The organism is bacterium 336/3, from assembly GCA_001281695.1.
GTDB lineage: Bacteria > Bacteroidota > Bacteroidia > Cytophagales > Thermonemataceae > Raineya.
Genome location: LJIE01000001.1, coordinates 3,549,642 through 3,566,664, shown reverse-complemented (window position 1 = coordinate 3,566,664; position 17,023 = coordinate 3,549,642). Strand labels below are relative to the sequence as shown.

General features: G+C 32.2%; 11 protein-coding genes and 1 pseudogene. 7 read left to right on the top strand and 5 right to left on the bottom strand.

The annotated features are described in order from the left end of the window. Nucleotides 1–29: 29 nt before the first annotated feature. Nucleotides 30–2,357: a hypothetical protein gene (locus tag AD998_16765; GenBank protein ID KOY87565.1), complete on the bottom strand. Its 2,328-nt coding sequence runs from the start codon at nucleotides 2,355–2,357 to the stop codon at nucleotides 30–32. A gap of 184 nt (nucleotides 2,358–2,541) precedes the next feature. Here AD998_16765 and AD998_16760 point away from each other — a divergent pair, with 184 nt between their 5' ends. The 5 genes and pseudogenes from AD998_16760 to AD998_16740 all read left to right on the top strand — a co-directional run bounded on the left by AD998_16760 (nucleotide 2,542) and on the right by AD998_16740 (nucleotide 6,577). Next, nucleotides 2,542–2,913 (top strand): hypothetical protein, encoded by a 372-nt coding sequence (locus AD998_16760; GenBank protein KOY87564.1) that lies wholly within the window; start codon nucleotides 2,542–2,544, stop codon nucleotides 2,911–2,913. Between the two features lie 33 nt (nucleotides 2,914–2,946). After that, nucleotides 2,947–4,047, top strand: a complete 1,101-nt coding sequence (locus tag AD998_16755; GenBank protein ID KOY87563.1) for a hypothetical protein — start codon at nucleotides 2,947–2,949, stop codon at nucleotides 4,045–4,047. Between the two features lie 12 nt (nucleotides 4,048–4,059). Beyond that, a complete protein-coding gene (locus tag AD998_16750) occupies nucleotides 4,060–4,419 on the top strand; it encodes a hypothetical protein (GenBank protein ID KOY87562.1) in 360 nt (119 codons plus the stop codon). A gap of 555 nt (nucleotides 4,420–4,974) precedes the next feature. After that, nucleotides 4,975–5,256, top strand: a pseudogene (locus tag AD998_16745) (hypothetical protein). Then, a complete protein-coding gene (locus AD998_16740; GenBank protein ID KOY87561.1) occupies nucleotides 5,243–6,577 on the top strand; it encodes a cell division protein FtsA in 1,335 nt (444 codons plus the stop codon). The pseudogene AD998_16745 and the gene AD998_16740 overlap by 14 nt, the downstream one beginning before the upstream one ends. Nucleotides 6,578–6,613: 36 nt before the next feature. On the opposite strand, the gene AD998_16735 is transcribed toward AD998_16740, so the two are convergent. Further along, nucleotides 6,614–7,615: a tRNA threonylcarbamoyladenosine biosynthesis protein TsaB gene (locus AD998_16735; GenBank protein ID KOY87560.1), complete on the bottom strand. Its 1,002-nt coding sequence runs from the start codon at nucleotides 7,613–7,615 to the stop codon at nucleotides 6,614–6,616. A 179-nt stretch (nucleotides 7,616–7,794) separates the two neighbouring features. Between AD998_16735 and AD998_16730 the strand changes: the two genes are divergently transcribed. After that, nucleotides 7,795–12,312, top strand: coding sequence for a hypothetical protein (locus tag AD998_16730; GenBank protein KOY87559.1), 4,518 nt, complete (start codon nucleotides 7,795–7,797; stop codon nucleotides 12,310–12,312). Continuing rightward, a complete protein-coding gene (locus AD998_16725; protein ID KOY87558.1) occupies nucleotides 12,312–13,568 on the top strand; it encodes a hypothetical protein in 1,257 nt (418 codons plus the stop codon). Before AD998_16730 ends, AD998_16725 begins: the two co-directional genes overlap by 1 nt. On the opposite strand, the gene AD998_16720 is transcribed toward AD998_16725, so the two are convergent. The 3 genes from AD998_16720 to AD998_16710 form a co-directional block, all read right to left on the bottom strand. After that, nucleotides 13,545–14,174, bottom strand: coding sequence for a hypothetical protein (locus AD998_16720; GenBank protein ID KOY87557.1), 630 nt, complete (start codon nucleotides 14,172–14,174; stop codon nucleotides 13,545–13,547). The two genes, AD998_16725 and AD998_16720, sit on opposite strands and share 24 nt — an antisense overlap. A gap of 71 nt (nucleotides 14,175–14,245) precedes the next feature. Then, a complete protein-coding gene (locus AD998_16715; protein ID KOY87556.1) occupies nucleotides 14,246–14,830 on the bottom strand; it encodes a Crp/Fnr family transcriptional regulator in 585 nt (194 codons plus the stop codon). Nucleotides 14,831–14,842: 12 nt separating this feature from the next. Beyond that, nucleotides 14,843–15,583, bottom strand: a complete 741-nt coding sequence (locus tag AD998_16710) for a 3-ketoacyl-ACP reductase (protein KOY87555.1) — start codon at nucleotides 15,581–15,583, stop codon at nucleotides 14,843–14,845. Between the last annotated feature and the right edge of the window lie 1,440 nt (nucleotides 15,584–17,023).

Sequence of the window (17,023 nt, the reverse complement as noted above, 5' to 3'; positions counted from 1 at the left end):
AATGATTTTTAATCGAAGAATGTACAAAATTATTTTTTAATCAATTTTTGAAGCTCTTTTTCTTCAATTTTTACACTGTATTGTTTTTTTAGATTTTCTATCCATTCGCTTTCTAAAAATACTTGATAATCAGAAATAACTTGCCCTTTGGCTTCGTCAAATGTTTTTGTACGAGGAGATTCAATGCTATTTATCTGAACCATTTGTAAACGACCATTTTGAGCTACTTTATGTTTACCTTCTTTCCACTCTATACCAGTAGGCAATCCGTTATTACCTTTTTCATAAGGTCTAAGTTCTGTAACTTTTAAATTCAAAGGATTTGTTGTATTGATTTGTTTTTCAATACCTTTCAAAGAGTAAGTAAACATTTGTAATTCTACTCTGTTGTTAGGTTTATTATCTTTTTTAGTACCAGGTAATGAACTACCAAAATCTTTACGAATAGCTTGATTGGGATTGATATTTTTATTGAACAAATAATCAAATACCAATTTGGTTCTATCAGCAGAAAGTGTTTTGGGACGTTCAGCTTTATCCATGTGTCCAGAAATTTCAAGTAATAATGAAGGATCGTTATTCAACTCTGAAGCAATTTGAACCAAACCATTCAGATATTTATCATCGATACGTAATTGGTCTTTGGTATATTTCAAAATAGGGTCTTTGATGTAGTTTTTAAGTAAATAAGGAGGTCTTTCTGTCAATCTTTCTTCTACTTCTTTCAAAACAGATTCATTAGCAGCGTCAAAAATAGTAGCAAATGCTCTTTCTCCCCACTTATACTTTTCTTTATTATTTTGATGAAATTGTTTTGCCCCAGTGGTGTCTTTTAGAGCCTTGCCCCATACTTTTTCATTCATCATAGCAAAAAGCATCATGCCTTCTCTGTATTCTTGAGTAAGCATTTTATAATCAATATATTTTTCAGGTAAAATACTTTTTTCAAAATTTACAGTTTCATCATCAATAAAACGTTGCCACATCAAACGAGCATAATGTTGTGGTGTTTTAAGGTCAGTTCTTACTTGTTGTCTTCTTTTCATATAGAAAAAGAAATCATTGACTGTAATATTTTGTTTTTTATTGATTGTTTTATTCTCAAAAGATGCAATAGTTTCTTTTAAGAATTTATTATTAGAAGCATAATCCCACTGACCTTTTACCAAATTGCTATCAACAGTTTTGATAGCTTTTTCAAATACTTTCTGGTTGATTTTTAGATTATTTTCTTTACGAAGTCTGATGAGTGAAGCATTTTTTCCTACTTCAGAACGTGAATCGCGTTGTACTCTATTTCTGATGCTTGCTTCGGCTTCTTCAAAAGTTTCTCTTTTTCTTCTTGAAATCAGTTTAATCACATGCCAGCCATAAGGAGTAAGTACAGGTTCGGCTATATCTCCTTCATTTTTAAGAGCAAACGAAGCATTTTCAAATTCTGGAATCAAATCACCTACACCAAACTCTCTTAGTTGTCCACCACTATTTTTGCTATTGGCATCTTCAGAAAATTGTCTTACAAGAGTATTCCAATCTTCACCCTTTTTAGCTTTGTCATAAATTTCATAGATTCTTTTTCTTAAAGCAATAGAATCTTGTGATGAAATGCCTTTCAAGGCTCTAAGCATGATATGTGCAGTTGTTACTTTACCACTGCTTTGTCTTTTATCATACACTTTGATAATATGATAACCAAATTCAGTACGTATGATATCTGAAATTTGTCCTTTAGTAGTTTTAAAAGCTGCAGTTTCAAAAGGATAAACCATCTGTAAAGCAGTGAAAAAACCTAAATTGCCATCGTTAGAACTTGCTGAAGGGTCTTCGGAGTATTGGCGAGCCAACGCCTTAAAATCTTCATTTTTGAGGGCTTTTTCTCTAATATCCTTAATTCTATTATATGCGTTTAGGGTATCAGTTGGTTCAGCTTCCAATCCTACTTTGATAAGAATATGCCCAGCATTTACTTCTTCTTGCAATCTGTTATAAGTTTCTTTTACAAGTTGGTCGTTGGCATCTTTAGAAAGTAAATAAGGGCGGGCAAGTTGACTTTCATAGCCATAATACTCTGTCTGGAATTCTCTTGTAGTATCAATACCTATTTTTTGAGCATCAATGACTTTCAGTTTAAATTTGGTATATAAATCTAAATATTCTTTTATTGAAGGCTCTTTGTATAAACTATCTTTATTTGTATTATTTTTTTCATAAACATATTTAAACTCTGCTACCGTAACAGGAGTATTACCTATATACATCAAGATGGGTTCTTTAGAAGTATTTTTTTGAGCAGTCTTTTGAGTAGTTTTACAAGCTATGACGGAAAGTAATAATGTTAAAGGCAACAATTTTTTCATTGTATCTTTCTGTTTTGATGAAATTTAGGTGCAAGTTTAGCTTTTTTTTATTTTAGAGTCAAATTTGCTTTTAAATAAAATAAAAAACGTACAATATTTGCAAAAGGTTTCTTGTGTATTTGTATATTTGGGAAAACTTTGCCTTTATAATATGGATGTTGTGGGTCGTTTATTTGCTTAATCTATGAAATATATTATTTGTATAGCTCTCTTCTCTTTGTTTTTATTTACTGATTGTAACAAACGTTCACGTTGTCCAGCTTATCAAGAAGTAGGAGCATTGGGAATTCCTGATGATAATTATGAACCTACAAACTATATTATCGTACAAAGAAATAAAAAGACTGGTTTGATAAAAAAAGTGGGTAAAGTTAAAAAAGTTCGTTATACCTCACGTGAAGAGAAAAGTAAATTAATTCGAAAAGAAAAAAAATATATCAAGGATAATGAAATATTCCCAGATGTAAAAAACTCTAAGAAAGCTAAAAGACAGAAAAAGAAAAAAGTAGAAGAATCAGAGAAAGAAGAAAATGTAACACCTACGGATTCTTTATAAAATCTAACTATACAAAATAATTCATTTGATATCTTGAAAAAAGTATTTATATATTGTGTCCTTATTGTACTATGGTTTTTTAGTTGTGAAGTTTTTGCTCAAAAAACTGATAATAAATCAACAAAAAAGCCTGTACTTACCAATAAGTATCGTTTAAAAAAACGTGCTAAACCAGTAGAAGGTACACAGTCGAAGGGGGCTGAAAAAGTAACCAATGAAAAAACAGTGTCAGCTGGTTTTTTTAGGGGTAAACAAAAATATACCCAAGCACCTAAAGTGATGGGACAAAGCACTTTCAAAGGCTCAGAGCCATTTTACCCAAGAGAAAAGACAACAGGTGTTGTTTCTACATTCAAATCACAGAACAAGATATCACCACACAAGTTTAAAACAGGTGTTTCTGAATTCAAATCAACAATAAAATACAAACCTCATAAATTAAAAACAGGATCATCAAAATTTTTATCACAAACTAAACATAAACCTCATCAATTCAGAAGAGGCTATGACAAATTTGTATCTAGTTACGCTTATATGCCTTATAAAAAGAAAACAGGCTATGATAAGTTTGTATCTAATTATAAATTTCTTCCACATAAAAAGAAAACTGGTTTTGCAACATTTATGAGTAAAACCAAATACAGGCCTCATGAATTTAGAAGAGGTTATGATAAATTTACAGGAGGGACCATCAAATATAATTTTTTAGAGAAAAGAAGAAAAATAATAGCTTATAATACTCGTAAACAACAGAATTATAAAGGAAGTGTTATTTATATAGATTGGAAAAAGATAAGAGCCAAGCGTTCACACCGAATGGCAACTTCTTTAGGAGCTCTAAAAATCAAATACTATCCAAGAAAATCTAAGCTAACTAACCGAAGCCTCAGAAAATATACCAAAAAACCTTATGATGTACGACATTTGCGTGTGGGTAAATTTATGTGGAAGAAGAATATGCCTCGTTATCAAAGATTTAAAACAAAAAAACCACGTTATAATCCCACAGAAAAACAAGGGACTGTTATGAAAAATGGGTTGCCTGTTAATGCAGTGCCACGAGTAAGTCCTAAATTTGTAAAAAATAAACAAAAAGAAAAAAATAAAATACAACAAGAACCCAAACAAGATTAATCGTAAAGGTTTGTGGAATTACTTACCATTAAAACATTTGATAATCCTATAGATGCATATATGTATAAGTCGAAACTTGAAAGTGGAGGTGTGTTATGTTTTCTATTTGATGAAAATATGACATCTATTTACTCTACTTATAGCACACTTATAGGAGGAATTAAACTAAAAATAAACTTAAAAGATTGGGAAAAGGCTAAAATTGTATTGCTAGAGTTAGGAGATGAGCTCATAAAAATTTGTCCAAATTGTTATTCTATTAATATAGATACTAAAATAGAGGAAAATATTTGGAAAAATCTTATAAAAATCTTTTCACTCCAAAAAACAAATACTTGGAAATGTTTGGATTGTGGTAATGAGTTTGAATAAAAATTTACTTAAAAAAACAAAGTAAATTTTATAGTTTCCTTAGACTTTTCTATATTGCTGGGCAAAATAATGGTTAAAATGTTTTGGAAGATAAAATGGCGTAAAGAGGTTCGATTTCTTGTCGCCTTGTTAATTTTAATAATAATATTAGGGTTTTCAGCAAGTCAGTATGATAGGCAGACTTGTCAAAAACTACAAATAATTATAGATTACAATAAAGGAAATCGTTTTTTTGACGAGCAGGATGTTCAAAGTTTATTAGATAGTAATGGAAGAGAATTTTTATTGAACACACCTTATAAGTTTTTAAATACAAGGCAGTTAGAACTGAGAGTACGTGCAAATCCGTTTGTAGCAAAGTGTAAAATTAGTAAAAAACTCAATGGAGAACTCTTAGTTTGGGTAAAAACAGTAGAACCTGTTGTTCGTATTATAGGTAGTACTGATTCTTTTTACTTAGATGCTCAGGGTAAAAAAATACCTCTTTCAAAAAAATATAGTCCTCATTGTTTGGTTTTAAGTACAGATAATGTATATTTTGACTTTAAAAATAATGAAGATGATAAAAAATTATTAGATTTGCTCAACTTTATTGCTACTACTGATATTTGGAAGGCTCATATCGTCCAAATTCATAAGCAGAAAAAGAATCTCAAAGTATATTTACAGTTATCAGATACAGTCATAGACTTTGGCGATTGGGCAGACTGGGAAGTCAAAATGAAAAAAATAGAAATCTTATGTAAATATATTTTACCTAAAAAAGGGTGGAATCGTTACGAAAAAGTGAGCTTAAAGTATCATCAACAGATTGTTTGTGAATATGCAGAAAGATAAAATTGTAGTCGGATTAGACATTGGCAGTACCAAAATTTGTGCTGTGGTGGCTCGTAGAGATGAACAAAATAAAGAACGTATAGAAATATTAGGTGTTGGGAAAGCTATCTCTGAAGGGGTAACTCGAGGTGTTGTCATAAATATTGATAAAACTGTAGAAGCGATTACTCAGGCAGTTAAAGAAGCATCTCGTATGTCGGGCATAGACATTAAAATTGTAAATGTTGGAATTGCAGGACAGCACATCAAAAGCATGCGACAAAAAGGAAGTATTACACGTCACTCCACAGAAGACGAAATTTCTGGAGAAGATGTAATGCGACTGGTAAATGATATGTACAAAACGCCTACGGAAGCAGGAACACAAATTTTGCATGTCATGCCTCAAGATTTTATTGTTGATAATGAGGCAGGTATTATTGAACCCATTGGCATGTCTGGTGTAAAGCTTGAAGCTAATTTTCATATTATTACAGCTCAAACCACAGCTCTAAATAATATCAATCGTTGTGTAAAAAAGGCTGGTCTTGAAATTCAAGAAATGATATTGGAACCAATTGCTTCCAGTCTATCAGTATTAACTCGTGAAGAAAGAGAAGAAGGTGTTGCCCTTGTGGATATTGGTGGAGGAACAACAGATGTAGCTATTTTCCACGATGGAATAATTAGACATACAGCCGTAATACCTTTTGGTGGGCAAATTATTACATCAGATATTAAGCATGGTTGTATGCTCATGGAAAACCAAGCAGAGCTTTTAAAAGTTCGTTTTGGGAAAGCTATTGCAGAACAAGCAAGTGATAGAGATGTAGTTTCAATTCCAGGGCTTAGAAACCGTTCTTCTAAAGAAATATCTTTACGTAATTTGGCTCATATCATTGAAGCTCGTATGACTGAAATTATAGAAGATGTTCATAAAGAAATTATCCGTTCTAATTTCTATAATACTCTTTCTCAGGGAATTGTATTGACAGGAGGTGGAGCATTGTTAGATGGTATTAAAGAATTGTTTGAATTACATACTGGTTTACCAGTTAGAATTGGACATCCAACAGAATATTTGACCAAAAACAATGTAGAATTGGTAAAACAACCTATTTTCGCAACAGCAATTGGTTTGGTAATGGCAGGATTTAGAGCTTTGGATGACAGAGATTTATTCCATAATGTTCAACAAACCAATACCAATGTAATAAAAGCGGATACTAAAAACCCAAAATCTCAAAAAAAAGACAATCCTTTTGGAGGATTTTTTAGCAAAATATTGGATAGAACTAAATCGTTGCTTACAGACGATTTAGACGAAAAAGATGATTATTAAAAAAAGGTCTTGAATTGAAGTTCAAGACCTTTTTTTTTAAATTTCCCAACGAGCTAATGCTCCTACATTCTGCTCACAAAAATCCTTAGCTAAATATTTATAGTGGGCAACCATGGCTATCATGGCTGCATTATCTGTACAATACTGAAAATCTGGAATATATACGTTCCAATTGTATTTTTTTGCTTCTGTTTGAAGAGCATTACGCAAACCCGAATTAGCTGCTACGCCACCAGCAATAGAAATTTCTTTAATGTTAGTTTGTTTAGAGGCTTTTCTTAATTTTTGCATCAAAATTTCTACCAAACTATACTGCACACTTGCACAAATATCTTTGAGATTTTCTTGAATAAATTGAGGATTTTTCTGAGTATTATTCTGTAAAAAATATAAAATAGCAGTTTTGATACCACTAAACGAAAAGTTTAAGTCAGGCATTTCGGATTTGGGAAATGGAAAAGCTGATGGGTTTCCTTCTTGAGCATATTTATCAATCAAAGGTCCACCAGGGTAAGGTAATCCAAGTAATTTTGCTGTTTTATCAAAAGCCTCACCTACTGCATCATCTTGCGTTTGTCCAATCACTTCCATATCTAAATAGTCTCTAACAAGTACAATTTGAGTATGTCCGCCACTGACTGTCAGACATAAAAAAGGGAATTTGGGTTTGTTTTCGCCTATAAAATGAGCAAGTACATGAGCTTGCATGTGATTGACCTCAATCAGTGGTATGTTTAATGAAATAGCCATAGATTTGGCAAAAGAAACACCGACCAATAACGCTCCTAAAAGCCCTGGACCTCTCGTAAAAGCAATTGCATCTAACTGATTTTTATGTATCTTTGCAGTATCTAAAGCACTTAAAACAACTGGTATAATATTTTTTTGGTGTTCACGAGAAGCAAGTTCTGGTACAACACCTCCATATAATTCGTGAATTTTTTGGTTGGCTATAATATTGGAGAGAATTTTGCTATCTTGTATCACAGAAGCAGATGTTTCATCGCAAGAAGATTCTATAGCTAAAATAGTGGGCATACAAATACTTGAGTAAAAAATAAAAATTAAAAAATTGTACACTGAGTATTACAACTCAACATATTGAACCTGATAAAAATACTGAGACGACTTTCACACCAGAACAAGAAAAGAAAGCCAAAAGTAAACGTATTTTAAGAAAAATACAAAAAATAACATGGAGGGTTTTCAAGTGGTTAGTGATTGTACCTGTGAGTATTGTAGCGATAGTAATGGCACTTTTGGCTGTTCCTATGGTACAAACTTTTATTGCTAAAAAAGCATCCAACTACCTTACAGAAATATCAGGATTCAAAATAACTATTCAAAAACTACGTTTGAATCTACTCAATCAAGATGTTTTGCTCAAAGGCTTGAAAATCATAGACAGACAAGGAAACAAAATGGTTGATTTGGAGGAGTTTAGCACCGATTTTGATTTGTTTGGCACAATAGAAGGTAAGAACATTTATTTAGATAAATTTTTCTTACACAATGGCGAAGTAAATCTTATTGTAAATCCTAAAAATAAAGAGCTTAATATTCAGGAATTTATAGACACTATAGATAGCCTGACGGCTCCAAAACAAAAAAAACCTCGTAAAAAAGGAGAAAGAGCAGCCGTTTTCTTGATTGATGAAATATTTTTAGATGAAATCACATTGAGTTACAACGACCCTCGTCAAGATTCTATCAAGAATGGTTTTGATTATGGTCATTTTAAGTTTCAGCACATGGATGGGTACGTTCAAAAACTTTTGATTGTAGCTGATACAGTCTCTTTTGAAGCTGAAAATCTCCAAGCTCTTGATAAAAAATCAGGACTTGATATACGAAATCTCAATACAAAGTTTTTACATAACAAACGTTCTATTCAGTTTAATAATTTGTATGTAGAAGTTAATAACTCTATTCTACAAGATAGCCTAATTTTTAATTTTGAATCTATCAAGGATATGGGCAATTTTAATGAAAAGGTAAGAATTGAAGCCCGATTAGATAGCACCATTATTCATACACACGACTTAGCTCTTTTTGCTCCAGCACTTCATAAATATGATGACTTTTGGCATCTTTCTGGAAATTTTAGTGGTACAGTCAATAATTTTAATTTTACAACCTTTAATTTGAAATTTGGCAAACATACATCACTCAACGGAGATATGGGAATAGAAGGTTTGCCAAATGTAGAATCCGTATTAGCATCCATTCAAATTGAACCCAATTCTGTTATTCATACACCTGATTTACAGCAGTATCTTGAAGATGCTACCATCAATGAATATGTGCAGAAATTTGGAGATGTAACTATTCAGGGTCGTTTTGATGGCTATCCACAAGATTTTAAAGCCAAAGCCAAACTACAAACAGCATTGGGCAATGCTGATTTAGATGCTTATTTGATACAGAAAGAAAACCAATTACCTGCTTATCAGGGAACAATAGCCCTACAAGATTTTAATACAGGAGCATTAACCAATCAAAGTGCAGTTGGGAAAATTTCGATGAATGGGAACATTAAAGGAAAAGGTTTTACATTTGAAACACTTGATACTCATTTTGATGGAGAAGTAGCATCCTTAGAAGCCCTCAATTATACTTATCAGAATATCAATTTAGATGGAAATTTTAAAAATAAATTTTTTGAAGGGAAAGTAAAAAGTTTGGATAACAATGCTCAATTAAATTTAGAAGGAACAATAGATTTTAATAAGCCTAAACCAGAACTTAAATTTAATAGTGAAGTAACCAATCTTGATTTCAAAAAGCTAGGATTTATACCTGAAGACCTTGTTTTTAGAGGATTTATTCATACTCAAAGTAAAGGTTTAAATATAGATGATTTTGAAGGAGATGTGCTTTTACGAGATGCAGATATAACTTATCGTAAAAAATCACTCCACATGGACTCTCTGGTTGTATCTTCTCAAAAAAATGAATATGGTTATAGTTTTTTTGATGTTTATTCAAACTATTTTAAAGTCAATGTGGTAGGAAAGTACAATTTAAGCCAATTAAGCAGTACGGTTTCTGGTTTCTTTAGTGAGTTATTTTTAGGAATTAAAAACCAAAAAGATGCTCAAAACAATTACTACGCTCAAAAAAAGAAACAAAAAAGTCAAAATACATCATTGGATTATGAGATAACAATTCTTGATATCAAACCTATACTTAATTTGATAGATACGAGTATGTATATATCACCAGATTCGCATTTTAAAGGTGTCTTAGTAGGTGGAGATTCAGCTCGTTTTACGTTTAAATCAATGAAACCTATCCAAACTTTAGAATTTGGATCTTATGCATTTTATCGAAATACACTTCAATTTGAAGCTTATAAACAGGGCTTAAATGAAAATATTACAGCAGAACTGAATTTATATTCAAGTACACAACATTTGGGGAGTGTAGAAACAGAAAAACTTACACTCAATGCCATTTGGTTGGATGGAATTATAGATTTTAGAACACGAATTAAACAAAAAGAAAGCTCTAATGAAGCTGACATACAAGGACACATTACCTTAGATACGAATAAAACTATTGTTGAATTCGATGAATCAAATGTGAAATTGCTTGAATCTGTTTGGAAATTTGAACCATCCCGAAAAATTACACTTTTTACCAATGAAAATGGAAAAGTTGTATTTGATAATTTCATGTTGAGCAATGCTAATCAGGAAATTGTATTCAATGGTATGATTGCAGCCAACAACCCTGACGAAAAATTGAATATAGATATCGATGCTTTTCAACTATCTACATTGAATACCATTCTTTCAGGTAAAAAAATAAAGGGAATTCTAGATGCACATCTAACTATAGAAGATGTATATGAGGAAATTAAAATTAATGCAAATTTCAAAGCAGATTCTGTGGATGTGAATAAATTTTATGTAGGAAATATTAAGGGGCGTAGCAACTGGAATAACGAAAAACAACTCATGGAGCTTGAAACAAGTATTTACCATAAAAAAGACTATGTATTCTTTTTAGATGGAACATATCAGCCCAGACAAGACAATCTAAATCTATCAGCTAAAATCAGAAAAGCTGAAATCAATATGGCTGAGCCTTTTATTAATGAATATGTATCAAAATTAGAAGGAACAGTTTCTGGTGATGTCAATATCACAGGAAAACTGGCTGAACCTGATTTGAACGGCTCAGTAACCTTCAATAAGGCTAAATTTAAGGTGAATTACTTAGGTTCTGTTTATGAGACCAGTAGCACCATCAATATTTCAAAAAATGAATTGTCATTTAGAAATTTTAGACTTTTTGATGAAGAAAGAGAAAAAGGAATGGCAACGCTAAATGGTAGAGTGTATCATGATAAATTTCAATATTTCTTTATTGAATTGGGTGCTGATTTTGAGAAATTTACGCTTCTCAATACCAAAGAAACAGAAAATGCTTTGTACTATGGAAAAGCTGTAGGCTCTGGTAAACTGATGATTCAGGGCGAACCAGCAGATATGTACATCAAGGTGGATGCAAAAACCAATAAAGGAACTAAATTATATCTTCCTTTGGATGGTTATAGCGAGGTAGGAGATGCTAATTATTTTCAGTTTGTAGATTTCCAAAAAGATAAAATTATAGATACAACCAAACAAAATACATCTACAAGCCCTATCAAAACTATTAATCTTTCTGGTTTACAGATGGATATGAATTTAGATGTTACAGAAGATGCTGAATTTCAAATCTTATTAGATAGACAAACTGGCGATATTATGGAAGGAAAAGGAAGAGGTTTGATGCAAATCAGTATTGATAAAAGAGGAAATTTTGGTATTTGGGGCGATTATAACATCATAGCTGGTAGTTATAACTTTACGCTCAAAAACTTAATGAATAAGAAATTTAATATCAGACCAAACAGCAAAATTTATTTTGAAGGAGATGTCTATGAAGCATATATGGATGTAAAAGCTTCTTATGATGCAAATACTTCGTTTACAGCGTTTTTAGCAGATAACGAAATAACACCCGAAACATCAAGACGTTTCCCTGTGAGTGTTGTAGCTCATTTGGCAGGTGATTTACTTGCCCCTAAAGTAACTTTTGACATAGATTTTAAAGATTTAGAAAAGAAAATCTCAAACCCTACTTTGCAAGCTGCCATGTTTAAAGTAAAATCGGATATCCAAACCAATGAACTTGAACTTAATAGACAGGTGGGTAGTTTGGTAATTTTAGGACAATTTACTTCGCAAAGCTCAAGTGGTGGAGTAGGAGCTGCTTCTGGTAGAACGCTTGGAGAGTTTTTGTCAAATCAGTTGAGTGGATATTTATCGAAAATTGATGAAAATTTTAAAATAGACCTCAATGCCAATGAATTTAGTTCAACAAGTACACAAATAGGTGTGATAGTTAGTTATACGCTTAATGACAGACTCAAAGTGGTGAGTAACAACAGATTAGACAGCCGAAATCAAAGCTCTAACTATACAGGAGAATTTATTGTGGAATATATGCTCAGCGAAGATGGACAATATAAAATTAAAGCCTATAACAGAAGTACATTTGGAAATAATACCCTCACAAACGCTACAACAGCTAATTCTACGGGTTTAACTATTTCATCTACACATAATTTTGATAATTTTTGGGATTTGTTCAAACGCAAGTCTAAAAAGAAAAAAGAAGCTCAAAAACTACCTGAAAACCCTCTCAGACAAGCCAAAGACACTACCAAAACTGCACAATAATGGCGTGGATAGGAATTTTACATATCTCTTTTTTAGGAGTTTTGGGATGGCTATTTGCTAAAAAATACAAAAATACAGACTGGTTTTGGATAGGAATAGGAGCTTTCACCATCAAAATGATAGCTCTTTATTTTTTCGTGTGGATTCACCAAAACTATTATACTCATTATCAACCAGATTTTAAGCTCATTTTTGAAGATGCCAGTCATCTTACCAATATTTTCTATAAAAGCCCTAACGAATATGTACAAATTCTAATAGATAAACATTTTTTTTCAAAAAATTGGCATTTATCAAATCAACCAAGAGCCTTTTTTACTGTAAAGATTTATAGTTTTTTAACAATCTTTACCTTCAGTAATTTTTGGCTTACAGCTATTTATAGTAGTTTATTGGCTTTATGGGGAATGTGGTATCTTACACACACCTTAATTCAGCTATTTCCTGAAACAAAGAAGGCTGCTATTATAGCATTTTTATTTCTGCCTTCGTGTATATTTTGGGCATCTGCAACAAGTAAAGAAAGCATTTTATTGTTTTTAATAAGCCTGATAATCAGTAATTTTTTTCAATTAATCCATTTTGAGAAGAAAAGAAGTAATAGTTACCTTAAAAGTATATTTATTTTGTTATTTTTAATAGTACTTTGGAAAGTAAAGTATTATTATGCTTTTGGATTATCCATTAGCCTGATTTTATATATATTCTTACATTACACTAAAAAATATAAACTTGTTACGTGGAAAAAAAGCTTACTATTTTGTTTTGTAACATTTGGAGGTGTTTTGTTAAGTTTTTTACATCCAAATATTCAAATAAATGCCTTGCCAGAGGCTTTATACAATAATTATCTTTTGATTATCAAAGCTTCACCCAAAAACTCGATTGTTGAATTAGGTTTAGAACCAACTTGGTTGAGTATTTTACAAAATAGTCCAAAAGCTTTATATTTAGGGCTATTTTCGCCCATGCCTTGGGATAGCCAGAATTGGCAAATGATACTTGTAAGTATTGAAAATGTACTTTTAATGAGTTTGCTCATTTTAGGAATTAGGAAGTTTATTCAAAAAAAATATACACAAACTTTAGATTCTAATTTTCTGATGATGTTATTTGTGTATATTTTTATCATGGCTGTTTTCTTAGCACTTTCATCTCCTAATTTTGGTGCATTGAGTAGATACAGATGTGGTTTTTCGCCTTTTTTATGGTATGTGGTTTTCTTACAGTTCTTAAAATCCAAGACCCAAGTTTAAACTTACATGACTATTTTGAAATTTTTGGTCTTCACCCTTTCCTGTTACATCACCTCGTCTGTTTGAGTATTCTGCTTCAAAATCTATATTGAAAGCCATTTTGTTTTTATAAAAAGGAATAGAATACCCAAACCCTCCCAATAATGTGGTGCCAATAGCAAACTGATGTTCATAGATTTGAGTATCGTTATATCTCATTTTTTCAGTCATTTGTCCAAAGCCAAAACTTGATTTTACAGAAAAACCTTTGTTAAAGGTTTTAGAAAAGGGATAATATTTTAAACCCAAACCCACATGATAATAATTGAACAAATAAGTTTCGTTATTACCTCCATTGTTGGGTGTTGCAAAAAAACCTTTTACACCGCTACCTATGCCTAATCCTTTCCAATGATTAGGAGCAACATAAAAAAAGGTAGAGAGCGTAAAACCCTGATTTCTTCCAAAACCTCTTCCATCATTAATGGTTTCTTTTTCTGATAAAGAACCATAAAAAAAGGTATTCCCATAACCAGTGGCTATATTTGCATAAATAGGTAATTTGTTTTGAGCGTATGTAGCTTGCAAAGCAAATAGAAATGTGAAAAGATGAGCAATTTTTTTCATATCGTATATTTTTTAGAATGGAATAACGATACAAAAATGGTAAACAAAAACATTCAAAAAATTGACTTGAGTTAAGAGTTTTGTTTTTGTAAAAAAAGCCTTTTTCGGATACGACTCAGACTTTCAGGTTTTATGCCCAAATAAGATGCAATATATTTTAAAGAAACTCTCTCCATAATTTTGGGACGTTCTGTAATCAGTTTTAAATAGCGTTCCTCAGGATTGAGTGTAAGAAAATCTATATTATTTTTTCGAGAACCTAAATAAGCATTTTCTGCCATAATCCTCCCAAAACGCTCTATTTTAGGATTGTTTTCATATAGTTTGTATAGATTTTCTTTGGATAAAACCCAAAGTTCAGTAGGCTCTAATGCTTGTGTAAATTGTTGTGTTGGCTTTTGAGTAAGAAAACTGTCATAATCTGTGTACCAGCCATTTTCAAAGAAAAACTGTCCAGTTTTTTCTTCTCCTTCATTCATATAAAAATATCTCAAACATCCTTTTCTAATAAAAACAACAGTTTTACAAACTTGCCCTTCTTGAAATAAAAATTCTTTACGTTTGAGAGTTTTAAAAGTAAATTCCGAGCAAAAAATGTCCATTTCTTGCTCGGAAAGTGATATATAATTAGAGATGTTTTTTTTCAATTCATCCATAAATAAAAATTTTTAGGTCAGCATTCCACCATCCACTTGAAGTACCTGCCCTGTGATGTAAGAAGACATATCTGAACCTAAAAATACACAAGCGTCAGCGACTTCTTGAGGATTGCCTCCTCTTTTCAATGGAATTTGGTTGAGCCACTCCGCTTTATTAGCAAGTTCATCAGTCATATCTGTTTCAATAAAACCAGGAGCTACTGCATTAGAACGAATATTACGAGAACCCAATTCCAAAGCTACCGATTTTGTAAAACCAATAATTCCAGCTTTAGAAGAAGCATAATTGGCTTGTCCTGCATTCCCCCTGATACCTACAACCGAAGTAATATTGATGATAGAACCATATTTAGCCTTCATCATGGGTTTTAGGATTGCTTTGGTAAGATTAAAAACAGATTTCAAATTGATATTGATTACTTTATCCCATTGTTCTTCTGTCATACGCATGAGTAAACCATCTTGTGTTACGCCTGCATTATTCACTAAAATATCTATTTTACCAAAATCTGCCAAAACTTGAGTTACAAGTTCATCTGCTTGTTTATAATCCGAAGCATCTGAACGATAGCCTTTTGCTTCAACACCTTTCGACTTTAATTCATTTTCTAAGGCTTGTCCTTTTTCTACACTTGAAAGGTAAGTAAAAGCAACTTTTGCTCCTTGTTCAGCAAATTTTTCGGCAATGGCTTTTCCAATACCTTTGGAAGCACCTGTAATAAGAGCCACTTTGTTCTCTAATAGTTTCATACAACAAGTTTAATTTTTGACTAAGCCACAAATAAAAGAAAAAATATTAGAAAAGAGAAAATAAAAAAGCAGTAGAGAATTCTACTGCTTTTTTTGTGTTAATTCAACACTATTTTTTTAAGGCTTGTACCACTATCAGTAGTAATATAGATGTAATACACTCCTTTAGAATATTCATCTAAAGTGAGAGGAATAAGTTTATCTGTACTATTAAAAGATTTCACAACTACACCAATGCTATTATAGATTATAATTTGAGCTTTTGATGTATTAACTTTTGTCAAATTAATTTGAATATGATTCTGAGTTGGGTTAGGGGAAACACTAATAGCTTTGTCTAACTCAGAATTGATAGCAGTAGTTGCTTCTTCTTGAGTTTTTGCATTAGCCACATTGCTATAAGCAGAATTTCCACCAGTGTTACTTGCTCTCACTCTATAATGATAAGTAGTATTGGCAGTTAGACCATTATCAGAATAAGTGGTTGTGTTAGCAGGCAAAGCACCAGCAATTTCAGTCCATCCATTAACCCCATCAGGAGAGCGTTCTACTTTGTAAGCAGTTTCATTATTTGCATTATCAGTCCAAGAAAGATTGATTTGTGAAGTTGAAACAGTTGTTGCTGTTAAAGCAGTTGGTGCTGTTGGAACACTTGGTGTATTAGACAAAGTGGTTGCATTAGCGATATTACTATAAGCAGAATTTCCACCAGCATTGCCAGCTCTGACTCTATAATGATAAGTAGTACTAGCAGTCAAACCATTATCAGAATAAGAGGTTGTGTTAGCAGGTAAAGCACCAGCAATTTCAGTCCAACCATTAACACCGTCAGGAGAGCGTTCTACTTTGTAAGCAGTTTCATTGTTAGCATTATCAGTCCAAGTCAGATTTATTTGTGAAGTTGAAACGGCTGTTGCTGTTAAAGCAGTTGGTGCTGTTGGAACACTTGGTGTATTAGACAAAGTGGTAGCATTAGCCACATTGCTATAAGCAGAATTTCCACCAGCATTGCCAGCTCTTACTCTGTAATGATAAGTAGTACTAGCAGTCAAACCATTATCAGAATAAGTTGTAGTGTTGGCAGGCAAGCTACCAGCAATTTCAGTCCAGCCATTGACCCCGTCAGGAGAGCGTTCTACTTTGTAAGCAGTTTCATTATTTGCATTATCAGTCCAAGCCAAATTGATTTGAGAGCTTGAAATAGCAGTTGCTGTTAAACTACTTGGGTCAGTAGGAGTATTGGGCAATGTAGTAGCATTAGCGATATTACTATAAGCAGAATTTCCACCAGCATTACTAGTCCTTACTCTATAATGGTAAGTTGTGTTGGCAGTCAAACCATTATCAGAATAGGTGTTTGTATTGGCAGGCAAGCTACCAGCAATTTCAGTCCAACCATTAACCCCATCAGGAGAGCGTTCTACTTTGTAAGCAGTTTCG